Origin of the sequence: Pseudomonas cannabina (genome assembly GCF_900100365.1) — a bacterium.
Lineage (GTDB): Bacteria > Pseudomonadota > Gammaproteobacteria > Pseudomonadales > Pseudomonadaceae > Aquipseudomonas > Aquipseudomonas cannabina.
Window position 1 is genome coordinate 3,786,638 of record NZ_FNKU01000001.1, and the last position, 23,004, is coordinate 3,809,641.

The window sequence follows — 23,004 nt, forward strand, 5'->3', positions numbered from 1 at the left end:
CCCGACATCCTCTGACTCATGAAACTCGCCCCCGCCCAACTCGGCAAGCACTTGCAAGGCACGCTCGCGCCCGTCTACGTGATCAGCGGCGATGACCCGCTGCTCTGCCAGGAAGCCGCCGACGCCATCCGCGCGGCTGCGCGCCAGCAAGGCTTCGACGAACGTCAGGTATTCAGCGCCGACGCCAGCTTCGACTGGGGCACCTTGCTCCAGGCGGGTGCCAGCATGTCGTTGTTTGCCGAGCGCCGGCTTCTGGAGCTGCGTCTGCCTTCTGGCAAACCCGGTGACAAAGGTGCTGCGGCGCTCATGGAATACTGCGCCAGACCCGCCGAAGACACCCTGCTGCTGATCAGCCTGCCCAAGCTTGACGGCAGCGCGCAGAAGACCAAATGGGGCAAGGCGCTGGTTGAAGGCGCACAGACTCAGTTCGTGCAGATCTGGCCGGTGGATATCGGCCAGTTGCCGCAATGGATTCGTCAGCGTCTTTCTCAGGCCGGGCTGGCTGCCACGCAGGATGCCGTCGAACTGATCGCCGCCCGGGTCGAGGGCAACCTGCTGGCTGCCGCGCAAGAAATCGAAAAGCTCAAACTGATGGCCGAAGAAGGTCAGATCACTGTCGAAACGGTGCAGGCGGCAGTGGCCGACAGTGCACGCTTCGACGTCTTCGGCCTGACCGATGCGGTGCTCAATGGCGAGGCAGCCCACGCCCTGCGCATGCTGGAAGGCCTGCGCGGCGAAGGAGTCGAAACGCCCGTGATTCTCTGGGCGCTGACCCGCGAGCTGCGGGCGCTGGCCAACATGTCCCAGCAATTCAGCCAGGGCGTGCCACTGGACAAAGTGTTCAGCTCGGCACGCCCGCCGATCTGGGACAAGCGCAAACCGTTGATGAGCAAAGCCCTGCAACGCCACTCGGCGAAACGCTGGAGCCAGTTGCTGATGGACGCGCAGCGCATCGACGCGCAGATCAAAGGCCAGGCGGCAGGCTCGCCGTGGAGCAGCCTGAGCCGGCTGGCGCTGCTGATGGCGGGACAGAGGCTGGCGTTGCCTGCGGAGTGAGCCCCATGTGCGACATACCAGCAGGTCTGTTTGAAGTCGTCGGTCGTGCCATTTTCTATCCTGTCGGATGGCCGATCGTAAAACTCCTGACGCTTGGCAAATACCCCTTGAAAGACTCCTGGTTCAAAGAAACCCCGGATGCAAACTGGACCGTTGCGATAGGCCTCGCCGTCCTGGTCATCACCATGATGGCCTTCTTCCACCAATTCGATTTTTGATCGACGCCCATCCTTGTGGGAGCGAACTTGTTCGCGAAGACGGTGTTTCAGACGACGAATTTTCGGCGATTATAGGGGCCCTTTCGCGAACAAGTTCGCTCCCACGGCCTCCGGCCAGCATCAAAAGCTGAGTTGTATAACGCTGAGCAACTCTGCGCCCACCCTTGTGGGAGCGAACTTGTTCGCGAAGACGGGGTTTCAGACGACGAATTTTCAGCGATTATAGGGCCCTTTCGCGAACAAGTTCGCTCCCACGGCCTCCGGCCAGCATCAAAAGCTGACTTGTATAACGCTGAGCAACTCTGCGCCCACCCTTGTGGGAGCGAACTTGTTCGCGAAGACGGTGTTTCAGACGACGAATTTTCGGCGATTATAGGGCCCTTTCGCGAACAAGTTCGCTCCCACGGCCTCCGGCCAGCATCAAAAGCTGACTTGTATAACGCTGAGCAACTCTGCGTGGTAGTGCATTTCAAGGCGCTCAGCGCCATAGCACACCACTATTGGACACGACCGCCAGTCTGCCCGATGATTTGCGTTGCGTTACAACCCCCATCAGGAGCACCTCGCCATGAGCAAGCCAAAGCGGCCGAACAAGGCCAAATCCATCATCGCCCAGCCCTTGTTCCGCAGTCGTCAGGAACAACCTTCCAAGGGCAAAGGCAGCTACCGCCGCGAAGCCTTCCAGTCTAAAAGCTGGGAGGCTTCCTGCTTTATGGCGGCCTGATATCGAGCAACATCTCCGAGGCGCTTTCAACCGCTTAGCCGTGTTATGGTCTGCACCTAACGGTAATACCCTTGGACTCAAGCATGCCTTCTCGTTTTACCCATCGCCCGCAGCTGCGCCAACTCATCGCTGCCTCCAGTCTGATTGCCCTGGTAGCCTGCGCAGAAAAACCCACTGCAGCCGATGCCACGCCTCTTCAACCCGGCAAAGTACAGACCAACCCTCCCGCTGTAGCGCCTACGCCAGCGTTGATCGTTGATGACTCCCTCACGATTCAGCCCGCCGTCAGCTTCAGCGAGTGGCAGGCCGGTTTTCGTGCCCAGGCACTGAAGGCCGGGATTCGAGCGGATGTGTTCGATCAGGCGTTTGCCGGCGTCACGCCGGACATGAGCGTCGTGAAGGCCGACCGCAGCCAGCCCGAGTTCAGCCGCCCGGTCTGGGAATACCTCGACGGCGCCATCTCTGCGGCCCGCGTGCGCAAGGGTCAGGCATTGCTGTCGCAGTACGCTGACGATCTGCAGAAGATCGAACAGCAGTACGGCGTGGACCGTCAGGCGCTGGTCGCGGTGTGGGGGATGGAGAGTAATTTCGGGTCGTTCCAGGGTACGCAATCCGTCATTCGCTCACTGGCAACGCTGGCCTACGAAGGTCGTCGTCCCGGCTTCGCGCAAAGCCAGTTGCTGGCCGCACTGGAGATCATCCAGCATGGCGATATCACCCCAGACAAGATGCTCGGCTCGTGGGCCGGCGCAATGGGTCAGACCCAGTTCATCCCGACCACCTACAACACCCACGCCGTGGACTTTGACGGCGATGGCCGTCGCGATATCTGGAACACCCCGGCTGACGCCCTCGCCTCCACGGCGCATTACCTGCAAAGCTCCGGCTGGCAGCGTGGTCAGCCTTGGGGCTTCGAGGTGGTGCTCGGCACGGGCTTCGATTACTCGCTGGCCAATTCGACGACGCGCAAGAGCCTCGCTGAATGGCAGCAAATGGGCCTGAAACAGCCAGACGGATCGGCAATTCCGGTCGCCGCCAGCCAGCAACAGGCCGCATTGCTGTTGCCCGCCGGTTACCGTGGGCCAGCCTTCCTGGTGCTGGACAACTTCCGCGCGATCCTCAAGTACAACAACTCCACGTCCTACGCGCTGGCGATCAGTCTGCTTTCCGACCGATTCAAGGGCGCCGGGTACGTGGTAGGTGCGTGGCCACGTGGAGACCTGCCGCTGAGTCGTTCTGAGCGCATCGAGTTGCAAACCCTGCTATCGGCCCGCCAATACGATGCAGGCGCGCCAGACGGCATTATCGGCGCCAATACGCGCAAAGCGATCCGCAGCGCCCAGCAATCATTCGGCTGGCCGGCAGACGGTTATCCGACGCATGAACTGCTGGAAAATCTGCGCAAACCCGTTGGGCAGTAATCAGCGATTGCCTTGAAACCGGAATGACGCCCGGTGGGGACAACCATCAGGCGTGTATCACGGAGAGCGTCAGGCTCACTGCCCCATCAACAGCCCAAGCCCGCGCTTCAAGGGAGTTGGCGCGTCGAGGGTGAAGTGTTCCAGCAAGCGCTGGTTGCTGGCGCGGGAGTGCTTGATGTCGCCCGAGCGCGGTGCCTGATAGGTGACGTCCGGTTTTTTACCCACCACGTCCGCAAGCGCTGACAGCAACTCATTGAGCGATGTGGTCTGGTTCAACCCGACATTGATTGCGCCTTCGATGGCGTTTTCCCGCGACAAGGCTTGCAACAGCAGTTTGAGCAAGTCACCCACGTAGAAGAAATCGCGCGTTTGCTCGCCGTCGCCAAACACACTGATCGGCAGGCCGTTCTGAAGGCGTTCGGCGAAGATGCTGATCACGCCGGAGTACGGCGAAGACGGGTCCTGGCGCGGCCCGAAGATATTGAAGAAGCGAAAGATCACCGATTCCAGACCATGCTGGCGACGGTAGAAGTCCAGATAATACTCACTGGCCAGCTTGTCAGACGCGTAAGGGGTCAACGGGGCTTTGGTGGTGTCTTCGGTGATCGCCTCACCTTCGCCATTGTTGCCATAGACCGCTGCGCTGGAGGCGAAGATCACCCGCTTGATGCCGGCTTCACGCATCGCTTCGCAGACATTCAGCGTACCGATGAAGTTACTCTGGTGAGTCCGCACCGGGTCATCCACCGACGCTTGCACCGACGCCACAGCGGCCAGATGCACAACGGCCTGGCAACCCTGCGCCGCACGCTTGACCAGCGCGGCGTCGGCGACGTCACCGACGATCAGCTCTAGCCGCGGGTTGTCGAGCGGCAGATTGCTGCGCTTGCCCGCCGAGAGATTGTCGAGGACACGCACGCTGTGCCCGTTTGCGAGCAACGCGTCAGCCAGGTGCGAGCCAATGAAACCAGCGCCTCCGGTGATCAGAACAGGAGCGTCAGACATGTCGATAATACCGATCCAGAAGGCTTGGCAAGCCGGCCCGCCAGGCGCGGGGCTTGATGCCGAAAGTATGAAGAATTTTCTTGCAGGCCAGCACCGCGTGTTGCGGTTCTTCGGCTGCGTCGGGACGTGCAGCGTGTGCCTGCGCGTTCGGCGATTCAATCGCCAGTTCGCGCAACAGGCGCGCTTCGGTGAGTACTGCCTGGCCAAGCGCCAGCGGCGTGGTCGCCTCGTGCCCGGCGTAGTGGTAAGTGCCCCACAGCGGCGCTTCGCAGTCGAGTTGCTTGACGATTGAAATGATCACCCGCGCCGCGTCATCGACCGGCGTCGGGTTGCCCCGTCGGTCATCGGCAAGCAGCAACTCTCCGGGGTCTTTGGCGCGCGACAGAAAGCGCCCCAATACGCCGTCGGCGCTGTCATCCAATAGCCAGCCGAAGCGGACCAGCACATGTTGCGGGCATGTGGCGCGCACGCTTTGTTCGATCCGCCACAATGCCTGGCCGCGCAGCCCCAACGGCACCGGCTCGTCCTTTTCGCTGTAGGCGGTCGCCCGCGAACCATCGAAAACACGATAACTGGACGGCTGAACCAGCGTGATGTTGTGGTGCTGACACAGTTCGGCCAAGCGCTCGACGGAGCGTTCCTGGTGAGTCAGACGCGCTTCGCTCACGGTCTCCGCCTGAAACCAGTCGAAGTAGTAAGCAAGGTTTATCAGGGCATCGGGACGGGTGTCATCGAGCAGTTGCGTCAGGCTTGCCACGTCCCAGCCGTCTTGCGGGGGACGTGGTGCGAGAAAGCCAATGTCTTCCTCGGCACCCAGACGAATCAGCGCCTGCCCGAGGGCATTCCCGCCGCCCAACAGCATAAGGCGCATACGCATAGAGTCAGCAGGCTCGGTATCAGAGTAATCAAACGAACAATTGAAAAACGCCTGCAAACATAACACGTTGGCTGCCAACCCCCAACAGTTGCGCAGCCTGTCCGGTCATCGACGCCGCAACAAGGCGTTGCAGCGTCTCACGCCTGAGGTCTTGCCGGATCAACTACTGAGCAGCAGGCCCCGGCGGGTTGGCACCCTTGGGCAGACCGAGCGGTGCAGGTGCCGGCGCTGAAGGCGTGGCCGCAGCCGGGTCCGACGGCGCAGGCGGCCCTTCGGCTTCCGTGCCCGCCTGCGGGTTATTCAAGCCCGGCGCCATGACCATCTGTGGATAAGTCTGCGCAAAGCGCACGTTCGGATTCTTATCCACAAGCCGCTTGAGACGCTCGTTGAATGCGCGCCCCACAGCGTACTGACCGCCGGAGGAGGTACGGAACTGCGCGGTCAACACCATGCCGTTGAGGTCCATGCTGTCGACACCGAACACTTCCAGCGGCCCTTGCAGGTTGTGCTTGAGCAGGATGTCTTCGCTGATCGACTGACCGGTTTCACGGATCAGCGCCAGTGCGTCGTCAATGTCGGAGTCATAGGTAAACCGCACCGAGAAAAACGCATACGCAAATTGCCGAGACTGATTGGTAACCGCCTTGATCTGCCCGAACGGCACCGAGTGCACAAAACCCTTGCCGTCGCGCAGGCGCACGGTCCGGATCGTCAGGCTTTCGACCGTCCCGGAATGGCCGGTGCTGAGTACCACCCAGTCGCCGACCGAGAAGGTGTCTTCAATGATGATGAACAGCCCGGTGATCACATCCTGAACCAGTTGCTGTGAACCAAAGCCGATGGCCAGACCGACCACACCGGCACCGGCCAGCAGCGGCGCGACGTTGATCCCCAGATTGGCCATGGTGGTGATGGCGCAGATCACCACCAGGATGATTTTCACCGCATTGCGCAGCAGCGGCAGAATGGTCTTGATGCGCGTGCTCGGCTGGCGCCCGCTGCGTTGGTTTACGGGCGGTTTGAGGGCTTCTTGAATCGCCGTGTCGAGCACCACCCACAACAGCCAGGTGATCACGAATATCAGGCCGATGCTGCTCAGCGAATCACTGATCACCCGGCCAAGGGTATTGCGCTGGGCGAACTCGAACATCGAGAAACCCCAGATACGCCCCAGCACTTCGATGAACGTGATCGCCAGCGCGATGCGCAACACTGCGTACACAAGGCTCAGCAGCCGCGCCTTATAGACGTGCCCGCCGCGCCCAAGGGATTCGGCCGGTTTGAACATGTGCTGAAACACAGTGCTCAGGAACACCGTTGCGATCAGCAAAATGGTGGTGAACAGCGCGCAGCGCAGCGCTTCCTGGCTGTCTTCGCCGGCACCGATCAGGTTGATCGCCGAGACCAGAATCATCAGCAGGATCGGCAAGTGCCACAGGTTCGAAAATATCTTCAGCGATTGTTGCAGCGCAGGCCGGTGCAGGCGACTGCTCAGTGAGCGGTTGCGAATCAGGTGCGCCACCGGGCGACGCACTTTGATGATCAGCATGCAGAACACCACCGACGCGAACAGCCCGGTAAACACCGCGACGCTGGTGGTGACGTTGCTGCCCAGTTGGCGGGCGATCTGCGGGCTGGTCAGCGCATCGCTGAGCGCCGCCAGGAAGCCCACCACGAACAACGGCTTTGGCGCGTAGCGACGAATCATGCGCACGGCTGCGCGCTTGTGACCGGAGTTGAACATCACGATCACGCACAGCAGCACCGACGTCGAAACGATGCCGCTGCTGGTGGCGTAAGCGAAACACAGCGCCAGCGCCCGGCCGACCGAGGACGGCATGAAGTGGCTGACGTACAGCGTCAGCGGCAAGCAGATGATCGCCGGCAAGGTGAACGGCAATACGTATTTGAGCAGCGCCTGGCTGCGTTCACGCACCCGGATGAACGCCGTCCGGCACAAGCGCACGGCGGCGAAGCGGCCCAACGTTGTCAGCACCGCGAACGACCCGATCCACACGAACGACAGGGCCAGGAAGTCGCCGACCACGCTCCAGGGAGAACGCGTGGTGCGCTTGTTGACCAGCTTTTCCAGCTCGTCGGCCGCACGGTCGGCGCGCAAACGCCAGGCGTCGAACAGGTTGTCGTCTAGATTGAGCTTCTGCTGGACGTCATCGATGCTGGTACTGATCGCACCCAGCAGACCGCCCCGCACAAGCAACTCCGCCGCAGGATCAGCCGCAGCCGGGTCGGCCGCCGCGTCTGACTTGGCATCGGTTTTGTCAGCGGCTTTTTCATCCGGTTTGGCGGCGGGTTTGTCCGCCGCCTTGCTGTCGGCCTTGTCCGCTGCCTTGTCGTCGGCAGGCACCGCAGCGCCCATTGGCAACGCGGGAACATCGGCCGCCTGAAGATTGAAGCTGCCTGCGAATAACAATAGACCCGACAGGATCAAGATTTTCAGCTGAGACGCCACGCAGTTCTCCTTCAATGGTCAGGTCCAGGGAGCTTCAAACCCAAGGAACTGATTCCGGTTTGCCCGGCAAGTTCGCTTTGCCCAGCGAAATACAATGAGCCGATGTTTCAAGAAACGTCTCTATAACAGCCATCGAGTATGGCCTCTGCGACGTTCCGACTGAACTATGCCCCACGCCCAATGCCGGAAAACATGAGCATGAAGCTATCAGAGCGATGTTACGCGCCTGCACGCGATCAAAACGCTCGACTAGAGTGAAACCTGATTTACAAACCGCACAATAGCGCTTGCCTGACCCACCTGACACGAGAGGAATCTGCATGAGCACGTTCACCACGCAAGACGGAACCGAGATCTACTACAAAGACTGGGGCACGGGCAAACCGGTACTGTTCAGCCACGGCTGGCCACTGGATGCGGACATGTGGGAATACCAGATGGAATACCTCAGCAGCCGGGGCTACCGCACCATCGCCTTCGACCGCCGTGGCTTTGGCCGTTCCAGCCAGCCGTGGACCGGCTACGATTACGACACGTTCGCTGACGACATCGCAGCCCTGATCGAGCACCTCGACCTGCGCGACGTGACACTGGTCGGTTTTTCGATGGGCGGCGGCGACGTGACACGCTACATCGCAAAATATGGCAGCGCACGGGTTGCCAAACTGGCCCTGCTAGGCGCAGTCACGCCGTTTTTCCTCAAGACTGAAGACAACCCGGAAGGCGTTGACGCGTCGGTATTCGAGGGCATCAAGCAAGGCCTGCTCAAGGACCGAGCTCAGTTCATCAGCGACTTTGCCACGCCGTTCTATGGCCTCAATAAAGAGCAGAAAGTATCCGGGGGCGTGCTGACCCAGACCCTGAACATCGCCCTGCTCGCCTCGCTCAAAGGCACGCTGGACTGCGTCACGGCGTTCTCCGCGACCGATTTCCGTCCAGACATGGCGAAGATCGATGTACCGACGCTGGTTATTCACGGCGATGGCGATCAGGTGGTGCCGTTCGAGGCATCGGGCAAGCGCGCAGCTGCAATGATCAAGGACGCTGAACTGAAGGTTTATCCGGGTGCGCCACACGGTTTTGCCGTGACGCATGCGCAGCGTTTGAACGAGGATTTGCTGGCGTTCATCGAGGGCTGATACAGGATATCCAGAAGCCCCGCGTACTCGCGAATGGAAGAAATCACATGACCGTATGGCAGCGGTCATAATTAATACACACGATGAGTATTAATATCGGCAGCAGTTGAAACGGGCTCGTCGCCACCGCGTCGGGCCCGCCTTCCTTCAATGGTGAGCTGAACTCATGCCAACGCTGATCCTGCCCCATCGACTGCCCCCGCACGAACGTCGCTCCTGGCCTGAACGGTCTGCGGGCACGCGCTCCAACGCGCCCTCTTCTTTGTTGATGGCGCCGCACAGCAGCGCCGATCACGTGCCGACCGGTGTGCAGACAGCCGGCATCAGTCGACTGTCGGTCCTCACTGAAAGCCCCTGAAACAAAACCGTCGTTTACCTCACTGACCCGCGCAAGCGTGGCCCCCTGACGCCCAAGGAAAACTGTCCATGAACACTCGATCGACTTCGCGCGCCTCTCGATTTCCGCTAACGCGTCTCGCGCTGCTGATTTCATTGAATTCACTGTGCCTGATCAGCCCGTTCATTCAGGCCGATGACACCCTGCCTGCTCCTGTCACGCCGCCCGCCAGCGACGACACATCAGCCACGACGCTGGGCACTGTTTCGGTGATCGGCCAGGGCGAAACCCGTCAGGTGCAACGCGTTACGCAAAAAGACGTGCAGGCTTACTCCGCAGGCACCAGCCCGATGAAAGTCCTGCAACGCTTGCCGGGGGTGAATTTCCAGTCCGGTGACCCGCTGGGCCGTGAAGAAGGCAGCCAGCGCATCAGCCTGCGCGGCTTCGACATGCACCACTTGGGGTATACGCTGGATGGCGTCACGCTGGGCAACATGAGCTTTGGCAACTTCAACGGCCTGAGCATTACCCGGGCGATCATCGCGGAAAACATTGCCGCCAGCGAAGTGGCGCCCGGTATCGGCTCACTGGGTACGGCGTCGAACAGCGACCTGGGCGGCACGATCCAGTTCACCAGTGCCAACCCGGACAAGGAGTTCGGCGCACGCCTCTCGCAAACCATGGGCAGCTATGCCACTTCGCGCACGTTCATGCGCGTCGATACGGGCGAATACAACGGTCTGTCGGCTTATGTGTCGGGAGAAAAGTACGACGCCGACGCCTGGAAAGGCCACGATAACCCGCAGAAGTCCGACGCCGTGAACGCCAAGCTCAATTACAACTTCGGCAATAACCGCGTGAGCTTCTTTCACAGCACTTCGTCGCACGATGAAGCGAACCTGCCGAGCTTGTCGAAGAGCATCATCCAGCGCCTTGGCTACAACTGGAGTTATTACACGCCAAACTGGACCCGTGCCGTCAACGCCGCCAACGGCATTTATAGCGGCGGCGTGACCAGCGCAGCAGATGCGACTTATAACGCCAGCAGCCTGCGTGATGACGAGCTGGATATTCTCAACGGCAACTTCTCGCTGACCGATGATCTGGTACTGGACGCCACCGTCTATCACCATCACGACTCCGGCCGGGGCAACTCTTACTACCCGTTCATCTACACCAGCGGCGCGACGAGCGTGCCTAGCAACTCGATTCGCAGCACTCAGTACGGCATTGATCGAACCGGTTTTCAAAGTTCACTGACTTATTATCTGGGGCAGCATGAAATTCAGGGCGGGTTCTGGATTCAGTCCAACAAGAACGACATCGCCCGTTACCTGTTCGACACCACCAACGCATCGCCGCAAAACCATATCGTCAAGACTGACGGCCTGCCACTGGCCGCCACGGTACTGGAACAGCATTACAACGATCTGACCCGGCAGTTCTATGTGCGCGACACCTACACCCTGCTCGATGATCGCCTCAAACTGGAATTCGGTGCGAAAAACACCGTCACAACGTCGACCGCCGAAGGCAAAGGGGGCGGCTACGCCAGCGGTTCACTGGAGGCGCGAGACCGGTTCTTGCCGCAGATAGGCGCGACCTACAAACTGGATGAGGACGACGAAGTCTTCACCTCCTACTCGGAAAACATGGCAGCGTTCCCGAGTGGCGGTTACAGCCCGTTCTTCACGACGCAGGCCGCCGTCAATGCACAGAACGGCTTCAAGGATCTCAAGCCCGAAACCTCGAAAACCGTCGAACTGGGCCTGCGCCGCAGCACCCGACTGTATTCAGCCTCGGCGGCGGTCTACAGCACGAAGTTTGACAATCGACTGGTCGCGATCACCAACTGCACCGGCATCGTCATCTGCCAGAACGGCGTCGCCAACGTCGGCTCGGTCAGCAGCCGTGGCCTGGAACTCTCGTTCGGCCTGACGCCCGACGAACACTGGCGCTGGTCCAACTCCATGTCCTATAACCGCAGCACCTACGACGATGACTACGTCAGCGGCGGCAGAACGGTGCATGTGAAAGACAAGACCGTGGTCGACACCCCAAAACTGATGTACTCGAGCAACCTGGACTGGAACCGGGACCACTGGAACGCCGGCTTGCAAGGCAACTACGTCAGCAAGCGCTATTATACCTACACCAACGACGCCAGCGTCAGCGGCTACTGGCTGGCGAACGCCAACCTCGGTTACGACTTCGGCAAATTCGGCGCCCTGAAAGACACTACCGTCTCGCTGAACATGGTCAACCTGTTCGACAAACGCTACCTCTCCACCCTCAATACCGACGCCAGCGCGGCCGCCGATCCATCAGGCAACCTGCAAATTCTGCAGGTAGGAACACCGCGCAGTGCGTTCGTGACGCTGGGGGTGAAGCTTTGATTTTTTCTGACGCTGAGCGGGCGAAGGATCGCCCGGTCCACTGTTGAGTCAGCTGCGCGACTGACTGCTGTGGGAGTGAGCTCGCTCGCGAAGGCGATCGTTCAGTCGATGTGCATTAAGCGTTGGTTGCTAGCCCGACTGACGACGAATAGCGCACCGTGCTGCATACTCCACACCTACACAGCGCTGACCTTTATCCGGAACTCACATGACACCTAATGCAGAACTTTACAACCCGTCCACCGAATACGCCGACAAACTGATCTCGCGCATCGGCCAGACCCCTTCGTGGATCGCCAAGCGCATCGGCGTGACGGACAAGCGCATTCGCTACATCCTTGATGGCGAAAGAACCGTAAAAGGCGAGACCACGCCGATTCAGATGACGTACACCGAGCAGTTTGCACTGGAGTGTCTGGTGGCTGAGGCGATAGCGCTGAGGAGGTAGGGTTTTGTGATGGCGTGGTGCGCGTCGGAATATCGCTTCAGCGCTGCTGAATGTTGTCCGGACGCACCACCTCCAAGACTGCCATTGGCTTGAACATTCGAACCGCATGGAGCATCCATTTTGAATCTATCCTCGCCATCTCTCAATGCACTGCTCGGCGCCAGCCTCCTGATACTCCTCAGCGGTTGTGGAACGGCCGAACCGGTACGGTTGAGCGAGAGTAAAATGTGTCGATGGAAGGACAATTTTTAAGGTGTCAGAGCGGGTCTGATTCTTGATTGGTTCGACACTTTTGGAAACCCTGGCGAGCACCGCGCGCACGCTCAGGCCTTGATAGCGAGCTGAATGCAAAATCTGTTGGAGTAATCGGGTCGGCGATCAGAACAACCCGCCCAACGAAATCGTCGCACCAGCTCCGGCCTGCAGCCCGACGTTAAGACCCGCCGCGACGATGACGCCTTTGGCCGAGCGCAGCAGGCGCGCGGTGCTGTCGTGGGGCAGAAGCATGCTGCCCATCGGCGTCAGCGTGGCGGCGGCCATGGCCAGCAGCTTGGGGTCCAGACCGAACAGCATGGCCGAGCCGCTGGCCCCACCAAGCAAGCCCACACCTCCTTCGATGAACACACAAGCGCCCTGAAAGTCCTCGCGGACCAGGCCTCGGGCAGCGATCGAGTCTGCAACCAGCACTTGGCCGAACGCCGGAAAGTCTTCGCTTGCGCCAGCCGCCCCGACGCTTTTGCCCCGCACGTGCAAGTTGACTTTGCCGAACCGCGGCAGACGCGCGCCGACGCCCAGCCCTACACCGACCGAGCCATAACGAAACTGCTGGTCGACCCCTTTGGGATCAATCAGGGTCAGAGCACCGCCCGCAGCGGCTGCGAACACGACGGTCAATCCGCCGCTGCTGGCAGTCTTGTAGCGCCAATCGCTGACAGTGACAGGTAACGGGATTTGCATGTGAATATCCTTATTGAGACCGTGCCATCAGGCACCGGCGAATCCAGGCGGCCATGTGGTAGCCGCCCCCTGCGGTGAACACGATGGCGAACAGGCCCGCCAGTAGGCTCGCGCCCCACAACGCGCCATTATCTTCAATGATCGCGGTACGGGAAGGTGCTTCAGCGCGGTAGAACACCGCCACTGGGTCGCCGACCGCGTAACCGAATATAAACCCGCTCTCGGGGTAGCTGATCACGCTGCCCGTGGCGTCGGTGAAATCGATTTGCGGGTGACTACCGCCCGAATTCAAAGCGCTGACATGCCCTTCGGCGCGTTGCGCCTGAGCCAAAAAACCCAGGCGGTCATCGACCAGCCTGAAGGTGATATAGAGCAGGCACAGGCCCAGCGGAATGAAAACCAGCGCGCGTAGCAGATCGCCCCGGCCGGAAGGTGGCGTCTTGGTCATGGCAGATCCCTTGCGTTGTCCGTAAGCGTCGGCCATTACAATGAGCCGGGGGGATTCTGTCAATTGGGTGGGGAGGAATGCGCGTGACGGTGTCCGGATTTTGGGGCGATTACAGCGCAAACCAGCCGCGAGCTTTTTCAAGCCGTTTTTGATTTGATGTGGGTGAAAGGTGAACGTCCGTTTCTGGATAGGTCTCTTGTTTTCGCAAGTGAAACAAGTCACCAGACAATGGGTTTGTCGTTCCAGTCCCAGAACGTTCCGCTGTCGGCCGGTCCATGTGCGCCGACCACCTCAATAATGCGATCTGCCGAGAACGCCGGTTCGAATAGTTGTCCATCAGGCACGTTCGCCTGAAATGGCTGAGACAGATCCGTGTCAGTCGTGCCTGGGTGTATTACCAGGACAGTAGAGGCAGGGTTCAGGCGTTTCAATTCGATACTGGCCGTGTGCAGCAACTGATTGAGCGCCGCTTTGCTGGATCTGTAGCTGTACCAGCCACCCAGTCGGTTATCGCCAATAGAGCCAACCCTCGCGGACAGCGCCGCGAAGGTAGAAGGTTGTTTGCGCACTAACGGGAGCAGGTGTTTAAGCAGCAGGATCGGAGCAAAAGTGTTGGTCGCGAAGCTCGCTTGCAGGCTCGCAAGCGTCAGTTGCGCCAGCCCCTTTTCTGCTTTTGCGCCGTCCTGATGAAGAATGCCCAGCGTACTGATGACAAGGTGCAGATGATCGCAGCCTTCAAGCGTCTCGCTCACGAGTGCTTCGAGGGATTGTTCGTTGCGCGCGTCGCAGTCGACTCGTTTCAGGCGCTGACCATAACGCTCTGCAAGTTTTGTCAGCTCTGTGGAAGTGCTGGCTTTTCGCGCTACCGCCCACACCAGAGCAACATCATCGCGAGCAAGCAAAGCCGCGCACAGCGCCAAGCCGATACCTCGGCTGGCTCCGGCTATCAGCACGTGAGCTTCGCTGTTCAGTTCGGGTATCAAACTCATAAGGCACCTTGAGGAGCGTGACTGAAGTATTCTTTGTGACTTCGCAGCAGGACACGACGTTCATTTGGGCGGTGCATTTGGTCGATATCGGGTCATATCGCCAGACTGCTGTAAGTAAGCATCTGGATGCTGCTTCACGCGTCGACTTGAGCACAAACATAGACGCTGGACGCCGTCCCTCCCCCATCCAATTGACAGAGTCCCGCCGGATCATTGTACTGGCCGACGCTTACGGACGATGTAAGGGACCTGCCGCTTCTGCTTCTTCAGCCAGCTTCATCGACAGTTAACAACCCTTATGTGTTAGCGACACTGCTGCTCTTGTATCGCACGTCATCCAGGACGGATTACATCACCCCAGCATCAAACAAAAAACCGCTCCTTCAACGGCACCAGCGCGGCCCCGATCGCCGCCGCATTCCCATTCGTCTCACTCAGTAATAACTGAGGACGCGGCGGTGGTGAGTTGTAGCGATGAGTGCCCCAGAAGGTCGTCGCGGCGATCAGGCGTCTGCCCAGTTCGGGTGGCATCTGACCGCCGAACACCACGGCCTGTGGGTCGAACAGCCCGGCCAGCGCATTGACCAGTCGGTCAAGCGTTGGCTGGACGCGTTTCAGCCAGGTGTCTACACCAGGCCAGTCGGGGTCGAAGCGCGCGCGCAGGTCTTCGATTGAATCCACCTGTACGCCGTTCTTGTGCAATTCATCCAGCAGAAAACGCATGGCCGGGCGGTTTATTGATTCTTCGTCGTTAAACAGGGTGATCTCGCCCGCATTGCCGTGGCTGCCGAAGTACGGTTTGCCGTTGATGACCACGCCTGCGCCGAACCCGAAGTTGAATGACAGGTAGATGAAATTGCTGGCCCAAGCGCCGACGCCTACCAGGCTTTCGCCGATGGCTGCGGTGGTGGCGTTGTTTTCCAGCCAGACCGGCAGGCCGAAGCGTTCTTCGAGGACCGGCTGCAAGTCCATCAGTGACCAGTCACGCAGCGGCTCGGGCGCGTTGATCTGGCGGTTTTGCAGAAAGAAACCGGCGATGGCGAAGCCGATCCCGATGACCCGGTCTGCGTCGATGCCATTGCGTTGCAGCATCTGTTCGATGGCGTTTTCCAGCGAATCCAGCGTGCTGTTGCGGCTCAACGGCGGCGTGCGCAGGGTGATCTGTTCCAGCACGTTGCAGCCCAGATCGGCGATGCACACCACTGCCGAGTCAGTGTTGATCGACACGCCAATGGCATACACGGCCTCGTTGACCAGTTCGATACGCGGGCTGGGCTGACCACGGCCGTTCTTCACGCGCTCGCCGCTGCGCAGCAGCCCGTGACTGATCAGCTCTTCGATCAGTCGATGAACCGACTGCTGGGCCAGATCCATTTCGGTGGAGACCGTGGCGCGCGTGATTGCGCCGCGCCGCCGAAGGATATCCAGCAGTTTGCGTTCGTTGAGGCTCAGTAGCGGGTGCGGCTGCGTCTGGAGATCGAGGGGCATGGAATCAACATGTCAGAGGAGGATTAAAACAGTCGGCGTGTAAAGCAGTGTATCGCCCGTCGTCGATTACACCTTTCAATCATGAAAATTTAATAAAAGTCCCACAGGTCACAAATACTACACACAACCTGTATTAACTGACACTCAGTTTCTGTGAGTGCTCTCATGCCTGCGATCAATAAAATCCTGTCCGTGCTGGCTCTGCTGCCGCTTGCCGCACAGACCCTCGCTGCGCCAGCCGAGTTCTGGTACAGCCACAGCGGCGCGGCGGCCGCTGCCATCGCCGACCTGTGCAAAAGCTTCAACGCCCAGCGTGAAGAAGGCGATCGCTTGCACTGTATTCGCCAAGGAACCTACGAGCAGACGTTGCAGAAAACCGTGGCCGCCTATCGGGCAGGCATTGGCCCGGCACTGGTGGAGATTTACGACGTCGCCACACCGGACATGTTGCAGGGCGGCGCCACACAGCCCGTCGAAACATTGATGGCCGATCATCAGCGGGCCTACGCGGGCGACACTTTTCTGCCGGCGTTGCGCCGCTACTATGCGGACGATCATGGCGTGCTGGCGGCCCAGCCGTTCGCCGCCTCAACGGCGGTGCTGTATACCCATCGAAACGCGCTGGCTGCAGCCGGTATCTATCAGCCGCCCGCGACCTGGGAGGCGTTTGCCACGGCGCTGCGGGCGCTGAAGAAAAACGGACATGCCTGCCCTGTCGTCACTCAATTCGCGCCGTGGATCTGGCTGGAACAAATCAGCGCAGCGCAGGGTACCGAGGTCGCGACCCGCGTTGACGGGACGGACCGTTACCAGTTCGACAAGGGCCCGCATGCGCGCCTCATGAATGATCTTGCGCGATGGACGGCTGAAGGGCTGGTTCGCTACGAGGATTCGACCCGCGGCGGTCAGCAGGCGCGGGCGTTCGCCACGAATGACTGCGCGATGCTGGTGGACTCGACCGGTGCATGGAGTGTCATGCACGGCGAGCTGGAGTCGGATATCGACGTGACCCCGCTGCCGGTCTACGCCGGTACAACGCGCAGTTCCAATGTGCCCGGCGGCTCGTCGCTGTGGGTGATGCGTGGGCATTCCGCGCGGGATTATCGGTTGGTCTCGGAGTTTCTGGCGTTCGTGCTGTTACCGGAAAACCAGCTGACTTTCAGCGCACGAACAGGCTACCTGCCGGTCACTCAAGCGGCTGCAACGACGCTGCAATCCAGCGCACGCAGACCCTCGGCGGTGACGGCTGGCATCGCGGCGCTCAACGACATCGAGGGTCAGCCCTCCATGCCCTTGCGTTGCGGGTTCATCACATTGATGCGCCTCATCTGGTTGCAGGAAATGGAAAATGCGCTGGCCGGCCGACAAAGCGTTGATCACGCCTTGCGTCAGTCAACCCTGCGCGCCAACGAGCTGCTGAGCCTGTTTCAACAAATGCATCGCACGCCCACCCGCACTCCATCCGACAAGGCGAAACCATGAAGCCCCGCGCGCACTTTCCCCAGCCGCGCATGGCGCTGCTGTTCGCCCTGCCGCAATTGCTGGCGCTCGGGCTGTTTTTCTACTGGCCTGCGGTCCAGGCGCTCTGGTGGTCGTTTCATCTGGTGCCGCCCTTTGGTGGCAATGAGGTATTTGTCGGCCTGAGCAATTACTGGCGCGTGCTGAAGGACCCCGGCGTCCTCGCATCGTTGGGCTCGACGCTGGTGTTCAGCCTGTCGAGCGTGGTGCTTTCGATCGTCATCGCGCTGGTGCTTGCCTTGTGTCTTGAGCTGAAACTGCGTGGCAATGCGCTGTTTCGCAACCTGCTGATCTGGCCCTACGCGGTCTCGAGCGCCACCATCGGTATCGTCTTTCATGTGTTGGCCAATCCGGTGATGGGCATTTTTTCCTGGTTCAACGCGATAGCACCCGGTACCTGGGCGCCCTACGCCAACCCGATGCAGAGCATGCTGCTGTTGATCGTGGCTTACGCGTGGTGCCTGGTGCCGTTCAACTTCGTGATGCTGGTCGCCAGCCTGAAGTCAGTGCCGGACGATTACCTCGCCGCCGCAGCGCTGGACGGCGCCGGTCCGTTACGGCGCATGCTGGATATTCAGTTGCCGCTGATCGCGCCGTATCTGCTGTTCGTGTTCGTCATCGGCTTGCTGGAAAGCCTGTCCAACAGTTTCGGCCTGGTCGACACCCTGACGCACGGCGGGCCGGGCGATACCACCAACGTGCTGGCTTACAAAATCTACACCGACGGTTTCATGGGGCTGGACCTGGCGGGCTCGTCGACACTTTCGGTGCTCATGCTGCTGGCGGTCGTGGTGCTGAGCGTTGTCCAGTTCAAACTCATGTCGCACTTCAAGCGCCGTGGGGTGAAAGCATGATCGAGCACAATCGGCTGTTCAACGCGGTCGCCTACCTGCTGCTGACACTGGGCTTGATATTCGCGTTGGGGCCGCTGTATGTGGCGGTCTGCTCGGCAACGGTCAGCAACTCGCAGTTGTTCAGTCAAGGCCTTGCGATGATTCCCGGTGACCAGTTGCTGGCGAATCTGCAACAGGTCACCCGACGGCTGGACCTGTTGCGCTTGTTGGGCAACAGCCTGCTGGTCGCCACCCTGGTAGTCATCGGCAAGCTGACGCTTTCAGCATTGACCGCCTTCGCGGTGGTGTACTTTCGCAGCCGTTTCACCTCGGTGATTTTCTTCGCGGTGCTGGGTGCGCTGTTGCTGCCGCTGGAAGTGCGCATTATCCCGACCTACGCCGTGGCCAGCGATCTGTTCGGCCCTGTACGCACCGTTCTGCAATGGCTGGGCATTCAGTGGCTGCCGATACCCACGATCAATCTGCTCGACAGCTACCCCGGCCTTGCCCTGCCGCTGATTGCCTCGGCTACCGGTACGTTTCTGTTTCGCCAGTTTTACCAGACCCTGCCCGCCGAACTGGTCGAAGCGGCGCGCATGGATGGCGCCGGACCGTGGCGCTTTTTCGTCGATATTCTGCTGCCCTTGTCCAAGACCAACTTCGCAGCGCTCGGCACGCTGGTGTTCATCGGTGCCTGGAAAGACTACCTGTGGCCGTTGGTTGCGACCAATCGCGAGGGCATGCGCACGCTGGTGCTGGGTGTCGCCACCTTCCTGCCAACCGACGCCACGCAAATCCCCGAATGGAACCTGCTGATGACCGCCGCCGTGGTCAGCATGCTGCCCCCTGTCCTCGTCATTGCATTCATGCAGCGATGGTTCGTCAAAGGCCTGATTGGAGTCGGTAAATGAGCTCGCTCACCCCCATTGCCTGCGCCCCGCATATCGTCCTCAAAGGTCTGCACAAAAGTTACGGTGCCGGGCAGATCCTTCACGGGCTCGACCTGACGTTCAAGGCCGGCGAACTGAGCGTCATCCTTGGCCCGTCCGGCTGCGGCAAGTCGACATTACTGCGCCTGGTGGCCGGCCTGGAAGATGTCAGCGAGGGGCAAGTACTGATGGGCGGTCGGGATGTGACCCTGCTGCCGCCCAAAGAACGCGGCTGCGCCATGGTGTTCCAGAATTACGCGCTCTACCCGCACATGAGCGTGGCCGAAAACATCGGTTACGCACTCAAGCTGGCCGGTGTTTCCCGCAAGGATCGAGCGCAACGCATTCAGGCGTGCGCAGCATCGCTGGGGCTGGAAGATCTGCTGCAACGCAAGCCCGGCGAGCTGTCGGGAGGTCAGCGCCAGCGGGTCGCCATTGGTCGCGCGCTGATCCGCAAGCCGCCGGTGCTGCTGTTCGATGAGCCGCTGTGCAATCTGGACAGCGCCTTGCGTCATGAGATGCGTTTGTTGATCCGTAACCTGCATCAACAGACCGGCGCCACGATTCTCTATGTCACCCACGATCAGACCGAAGCCATGACGCTCGCTGACCGAGTGATGATTCTCAATAAAGGGCACGTCGAACAAGTGGGCACGCCCGCTGATATTTATGCGCAACCGGCCAGCACCTTTGTTGCCGGTTTTATCGGCACACCGCCGATGAACCTGCTGCCTGTGCATTGCCTAGACGACAAGGTGCTGATGCTCGCAGATGGACAGCGCCTGCCCGTCAAGCTTGGCATTGCCTCCAACCGGGCGGGCAAATGGTTGATCGGGCTGCGGCCGGAAGCCTTGACGCTGAACCAGGAGGGCATGACGGCCATCGTGGAGTCCGTGGAAAACCTGGGCAGCCACAGTTTGCTGTATTGCCAACTGGCCGGCACGCGCTGCGTGGTCAGCCTCGCCGGACGCCAGCACCTGACGCCAGGCACCCAGGTTCGACTGGCAATCGGTTCCACCCCCCTGTTGTTCGATATCGAGACCGGCCAACGCCAACTCGCCTCTTTTTCCCAACCCGCCAAGTGACCGTCCATGTCAAAACAATCGCCTCTCGTCCGCTCGCCGCTGATCGCTCATCGCGGCGCCAAGGCCTACGTGCCTGAAAACACCCTGCTGGCCCTCGAAAAAGCTGCCGAATGCGGCGCCGAGTGGGTCGAGATCGATGTGAAACTGACTCGCGACGGCCAGCCGGTGGTCATTCATGACGACCTGTTGGACCGAACCAGCAACGGGCGCGGCGCAGTGGTACTGCATGATCTGGATGCCATTCGCAAGCTGGACGCGGGCAGTTGGTTCGCACCTGAATTCGCGGGCCTGCAGATCCCCACGTTCGAAGAAATCGTGGCCTGCGCCTTGCGCCTGAACCTTGGCCTGCAAGTGGAACTCAAGCCAACCATTGGCGACGACGTGGAGACCGCAGAGGTCGTCATGCCGATCCTCAAGCGACTGTGGCCGACCGACAACGACCAGTTATTTGTCTCCAGTTTTTCGGTACGCTCACTCACCGCCGCGCGCCGGTTGTGGGCCGAGGTGCCCCTGGCAATCGCCTCTGTCGTCACGCCCGCTGACCCGGCCGCCTTGCTCGCCGAATATGACTGCCGGATCCTTCATGTACTTGACGACATGCTCGATGACCATCACCTTGGTCGCCTGAAAAGCAGCGGCATCGAATTCGCCGTCGCTACCATCAACAGCCCGGAACGCGCGCGCTACCTGCTTGAACACGGCGCGCAGTCAATTCTCAGCGACTACCCGGACCTGCTGAGCCTGCCCAATGGAGACCGTCTGCAATGAACAACCGACTCAGCGTCGCGATGCAAGCCGTAGAAAATGCCACCGGCCTGGCCATGGCTTACTTCAACGACCGCCACACGCTCGACGTCACCACCAAAAACCCGCAAGACCTCGTCTCCCGTGCCGACTTTGAAGTGGAACAACTGCTCCGCGCAGAACTGAGCAAACACTTCCCCGACGACGCCATCCTCGGCGAAGAAATGGGTGGCGGATTCATCACCGACGGCTGGGTCATCGACCCTATCGACGGCACCGGCAACTACCTGCGCGGCACCCCGCTGTGGGGCATCGCCGTAGCCTACATGTCGGTCGGCGTGCCAGAAATCGGCGTCGTCGCCTACCCGGCCCTGGGCTACACACTGGCCGCCCGCACCGGCGATGGCTTGCTGCGCAACGGCGTCCCTTTCGTCCGCCCGCAACCGCCAGAACACCTGCGCATTGCCGGCGTGGGCGAAAACACCCGCTGGGACGCCGAAGAGCTGGGCAAGCTGCAATTGAACCTCCGCCAACAAGGCTGGGGCCTGGCCGGCTACCGCTGCGCCACCATCGGCCTGGCCTTCGCCGCGCTGGGTCAAACGGATGGGTACATGGAGAAATTCACCAGCCTGTGGGACATCGCTGCGGGTGCGGTGATTTGTCGTGAGGCGGGGTTGTTGTGTGAGATTGAAGGCGAACAGAAGCAAGGCTCGATGACAGTGATGGTCGGGGGTGAGGAACTGATGGGGATTTTTGCGGGGTGATCGGTTAGAACGCACATCAGGCCAGTTGACGTCTGCAGTCATTAGTGCAGCCAAAGCTCGATAAAGAAAATGCTTTATCGAGCCCCTTGCTGTGCATCGAACGTAGCGATAACCGCATCAGGGGGTTTCTGCAACGCCCCAGCGGTTCGCACGAAAGAACGAAGCAACATCATTGAACCTGACGCCCATTTCGCGCATCGCCTGATGCGCGTGTCTGGCCGTCAGTTGCCGGACATAAAAAGGCTCGCCGACCACAAAGTGATGAATCCCATGAGTCGAACCGAAATTGAAGCAAAATAATTGCAACGGCCAGAACCATGGATTATTCAAAACCTGTGTCTGAGTTATAAAGTTTTTAGGATCGACATCACCATAATAATGAATATTTGAAGTAATGAAGTGGAGACAAAAGCTTCTCAGTACATTGGGGGCAATGAGCACGACGACCAGCGTATTCATTACGGCCACCAGCGTACTTAGCCCATGCGTTGCAGCATAGAGCCCCGGCGCGCCATTGAAGTAATCCACGGTATGGAACACAAGAAAAACATACCACATACTCCAGCTCAACACGGTAAGCGGAACATATGCCTTGGCCCCCGCCAGCAGAAGCCTGACCTTGCTTTTCCACCCGGTCTCGCGCGCGATCATCACTGAGGTTGAAAGCATCAGATCGCAGATCATGAAAAATCGCAGAATACCCCACGGCGTGCCATTCGACAGCGTACGCTCCTCCAGATCAGCCTCAGTGCCCGAAAACTTATGGTGATTGAAATGGTGCTGGCGTCGAACCCACGGGTTGATCGTCGTCGGCCTGGCGAGCCACGCCAACCCGAGCATCAGGTTATGGGCGATGCGGTTTTTGCGGAAATACAGGTAGTGAATCAGGTCGTGCTCCAGCTCATGCGTCAGCGAGGCAAAGAAAGCATTTGCCAAAACGCATACCCACCAAGGAATGACCTGATTGATATAAAGAGCCGTGCGGGTTGTCATTAGCAATAAGGCGAAACACAGAATGCTTGCACCTATCGCGTTTTGCTTTTCCAAAACCGGATGATTCTTTCTAAGGTCAACTGACGCGACTTTTATTGCGTTTTGAATATAAGCCGTTTTTGCTGCTGGGGTGGCAGCAATGCTTTCTGAAGAATCCATGTCAAC

Annotated in this window: 21 protein-coding genes; 13 read left to right on the forward strand and 8 right to left on the reverse strand. The window is 59.9% G+C overall.

Going from position 1 to position 23,004, the window contains the following annotated elements:
- Nucleotides 1–18: 18 nt before the first annotated feature.
- The 4 genes from holA to BLT55_RS17815 all read left to right on the forward strand — a co-directional run bounded on the left by holA (nucleotide 19) and on the right by BLT55_RS17815 (nucleotide 3,419).
- Entirely contained in the window at nucleotides 19–1,056 is a 1,038-nt protein-coding gene (holA, locus tag BLT55_RS17795; RefSeq protein WP_003368796.1) for a DNA polymerase III subunit delta, read from the forward strand.
- A 5-nt stretch (nucleotides 1,057–1,061) separates the two neighbouring features.
- Nucleotides 1,062–1,274 (forward strand): hypothetical protein, encoded by a 213-nt coding sequence (locus BLT55_RS17800; protein ID WP_055000008.1) that lies wholly within the window; start codon nucleotides 1,062–1,064, stop codon nucleotides 1,272–1,274.
- A gap of 568 nt (nucleotides 1,275–1,842) precedes the next feature.
- The gene (gene arfA / locus BLT55_RS17810) at nucleotides 1,843–1,998 is read left to right on the forward strand and encodes an alternative ribosome rescue factor ArfA (protein ID WP_003376569.1); all 156 of its coding nucleotides are present in this window, start codon (nucleotides 1,843–1,845) and stop codon (nucleotides 1,996–1,998) included.
- 83 nt (nucleotides 1,999–2,081) lie between these two features.
- A complete protein-coding gene (locus BLT55_RS17815) occupies nucleotides 2,082–3,419 on the forward strand; it encodes a lytic murein transglycosylase (RefSeq protein WP_055000007.1) in 1,338 nt (445 codons plus the stop codon).
- Nucleotides 3,420–3,494: 75 nt separating this feature from the next.
- On the opposite strand, the gene BLT55_RS17820 is transcribed toward BLT55_RS17815, so the two are convergent.
- From BLT55_RS17820 to BLT55_RS17830, 3 genes are all read right to left on the reverse strand, one after another.
- On the reverse strand, nucleotides 3,495–4,424 hold the full coding sequence (locus BLT55_RS17820) for an NAD-dependent epimerase/dehydratase family protein (protein WP_055000006.1): 930 nt from the start codon (nucleotides 4,422–4,424) through the stop codon (nucleotides 3,495–3,497).
- On the reverse strand, nucleotides 4,417–5,301 hold the full coding sequence (locus tag BLT55_RS17825) for a sugar nucleotide-binding protein (RefSeq protein WP_074800723.1): 885 nt from the start codon (nucleotides 5,299–5,301) through the stop codon (nucleotides 4,417–4,419). The genes BLT55_RS17820 and BLT55_RS17825 overlap by 8 nt, the downstream gene beginning before the upstream one ends.
- A 163-nt stretch (nucleotides 5,302–5,464) precedes the next feature.
- Entirely contained in the window at nucleotides 5,465–7,771 is a 2,307-nt protein-coding gene (locus BLT55_RS17830) for a mechanosensitive ion channel family protein (RefSeq protein ID WP_055000004.1), read from the reverse strand.
- Between the two features lie 320 nt (nucleotides 7,772–8,091).
- Here BLT55_RS17830 and BLT55_RS17835 point away from each other — a divergent pair, with 320 nt between their 5' ends.
- The 3 genes from BLT55_RS17835 (at nucleotide 8,092) to BLT55_RS17850 (ending at nucleotide 12,091) form a co-directional block, all read left to right on the forward strand.
- Nucleotides 8,092–8,910, forward strand: a complete 819-nt coding sequence (locus BLT55_RS17835) for an alpha/beta fold hydrolase (protein WP_055000003.1) — start codon at nucleotides 8,092–8,094, stop codon at nucleotides 8,908–8,910.
- A gap of 426 nt (nucleotides 8,911–9,336) precedes the next feature.
- Complete coding sequence (locus BLT55_RS17845) at nucleotides 9,337–11,643, forward strand: TonB-dependent receptor (protein WP_055000002.1); 2,307 nt, start codon at nucleotides 9,337–9,339, stop codon at nucleotides 11,641–11,643.
- 208 nt (nucleotides 11,644–11,851) lie between these two features.
- Nucleotides 11,852–12,091, forward strand: a complete 240-nt coding sequence (locus BLT55_RS17850) for a hypothetical protein (RefSeq protein ID WP_005768979.1) — start codon at nucleotides 11,852–11,854, stop codon at nucleotides 12,089–12,091.
- Between the two features lie 378 nt (nucleotides 12,092–12,469).
- On the opposite strand, the gene BLT55_RS17855 is transcribed toward BLT55_RS17850, so the two are convergent.
- The 4 genes from BLT55_RS17855 to BLT55_RS17870 form a co-directional block, all read right to left on the reverse strand.
- On the reverse strand, nucleotides 12,470–13,048 hold the full coding sequence (locus tag BLT55_RS17855) for a hypothetical protein (RefSeq protein ID WP_055000001.1): 579 nt from the start codon (nucleotides 13,046–13,048) through the stop codon (nucleotides 12,470–12,472).
- 10 nt (nucleotides 13,049–13,058) lie between these two features.
- Nucleotides 13,059–13,496, reverse strand: a complete 438-nt coding sequence (locus tag BLT55_RS17860) for a DUF3592 domain-containing protein (RefSeq protein ID WP_055000000.1) — start codon at nucleotides 13,494–13,496, stop codon at nucleotides 13,059–13,061.
- A 218-nt stretch (nucleotides 13,497–13,714) separates the two neighbouring features.
- Nucleotides 13,715–14,485, reverse strand: coding sequence for an SDR family NAD(P)-dependent oxidoreductase (locus BLT55_RS17865; protein ID WP_054999999.1), 771 nt, complete (start codon nucleotides 14,483–14,485; stop codon nucleotides 13,715–13,717).
- Between the two features lie 363 nt (nucleotides 14,486–14,848).
- Nucleotides 14,849–15,973, reverse strand: a complete 1,125-nt coding sequence (locus BLT55_RS17870; protein ID WP_054079755.1) for an ROK family transcriptional regulator — start codon at nucleotides 15,971–15,973, stop codon at nucleotides 14,849–14,851.
- Between the two features lie 165 nt (nucleotides 15,974–16,138).
- Here BLT55_RS17870 and BLT55_RS17875 point away from each other — a divergent pair, with 165 nt between their 5' ends.
- The 6 genes from BLT55_RS17875 to BLT55_RS17900 are packed head-to-tail and all read left to right on the forward strand — an operon-like array spanning nucleotide 16,139 to nucleotide 21,846.
- Nucleotides 16,139–17,455 carry an extracellular solute-binding protein gene (locus BLT55_RS17875; protein ID WP_054999998.1) on the forward strand — a complete coding sequence of 439 codons (1,317 nt, stop codon included), beginning with the start codon at nucleotides 16,139–16,141 and terminating at the stop codon, nucleotides 17,453–17,455.
- Complete coding sequence (locus BLT55_RS17880; protein ID WP_054999997.1) at nucleotides 17,452–18,345, forward strand: carbohydrate ABC transporter permease; 894 nt, start codon at nucleotides 17,452–17,454, stop codon at nucleotides 18,343–18,345. Before BLT55_RS17875 ends, BLT55_RS17880 begins: the two co-directional genes overlap by 4 nt.
- The gene (locus BLT55_RS17885; protein WP_054999996.1) at nucleotides 18,342–19,235 is read left to right on the forward strand and encodes an ABC transporter permease subunit; all 894 of its coding nucleotides are present in this window, start codon (nucleotides 18,342–18,344) and stop codon (nucleotides 19,233–19,235) included. Before BLT55_RS17880 ends, BLT55_RS17885 begins: the two co-directional genes overlap by 4 nt.
- Nucleotides 19,232–20,338 (forward strand): ABC transporter ATP-binding protein, encoded by a 1,107-nt coding sequence (locus BLT55_RS17890; RefSeq protein ID WP_054999995.1) that lies wholly within the window; start codon nucleotides 19,232–19,234, stop codon nucleotides 20,336–20,338. Before BLT55_RS17885 ends, BLT55_RS17890 begins: the two co-directional genes overlap by 4 nt.
- Nucleotides 20,339–20,344: 6 nt before the next feature.
- Nucleotides 20,345–21,106 carry a glycerophosphoryl diester phosphodiesterase gene (locus BLT55_RS17895; protein WP_054999994.1) on the forward strand — a complete coding sequence of 254 codons (762 nt, stop codon included), beginning with the start codon at nucleotides 20,345–20,347 and terminating at the stop codon, nucleotides 21,104–21,106.
- Complete coding sequence (locus BLT55_RS17900) at nucleotides 21,103–21,846, forward strand: inositol monophosphatase family protein (RefSeq protein WP_054999993.1); 744 nt, start codon at nucleotides 21,103–21,105, stop codon at nucleotides 21,844–21,846. Before BLT55_RS17895 ends, BLT55_RS17900 begins: the two co-directional genes overlap by 4 nt.
- Before the next feature lie 117 nt (nucleotides 21,847–21,963).
- On the opposite strand, the gene BLT55_RS17905 is transcribed toward BLT55_RS17900, so the two are convergent.
- Nucleotides 21,964–22,998 carry a fatty acid desaturase gene (locus tag BLT55_RS17905; protein WP_054999992.1) on the reverse strand — a complete coding sequence of 345 codons (1,035 nt, stop codon included), beginning with the start codon at nucleotides 22,996–22,998 and terminating at the stop codon, nucleotides 21,964–21,966.
- Nucleotides 22,999–23,004: the final 6 nt, after the last annotated feature.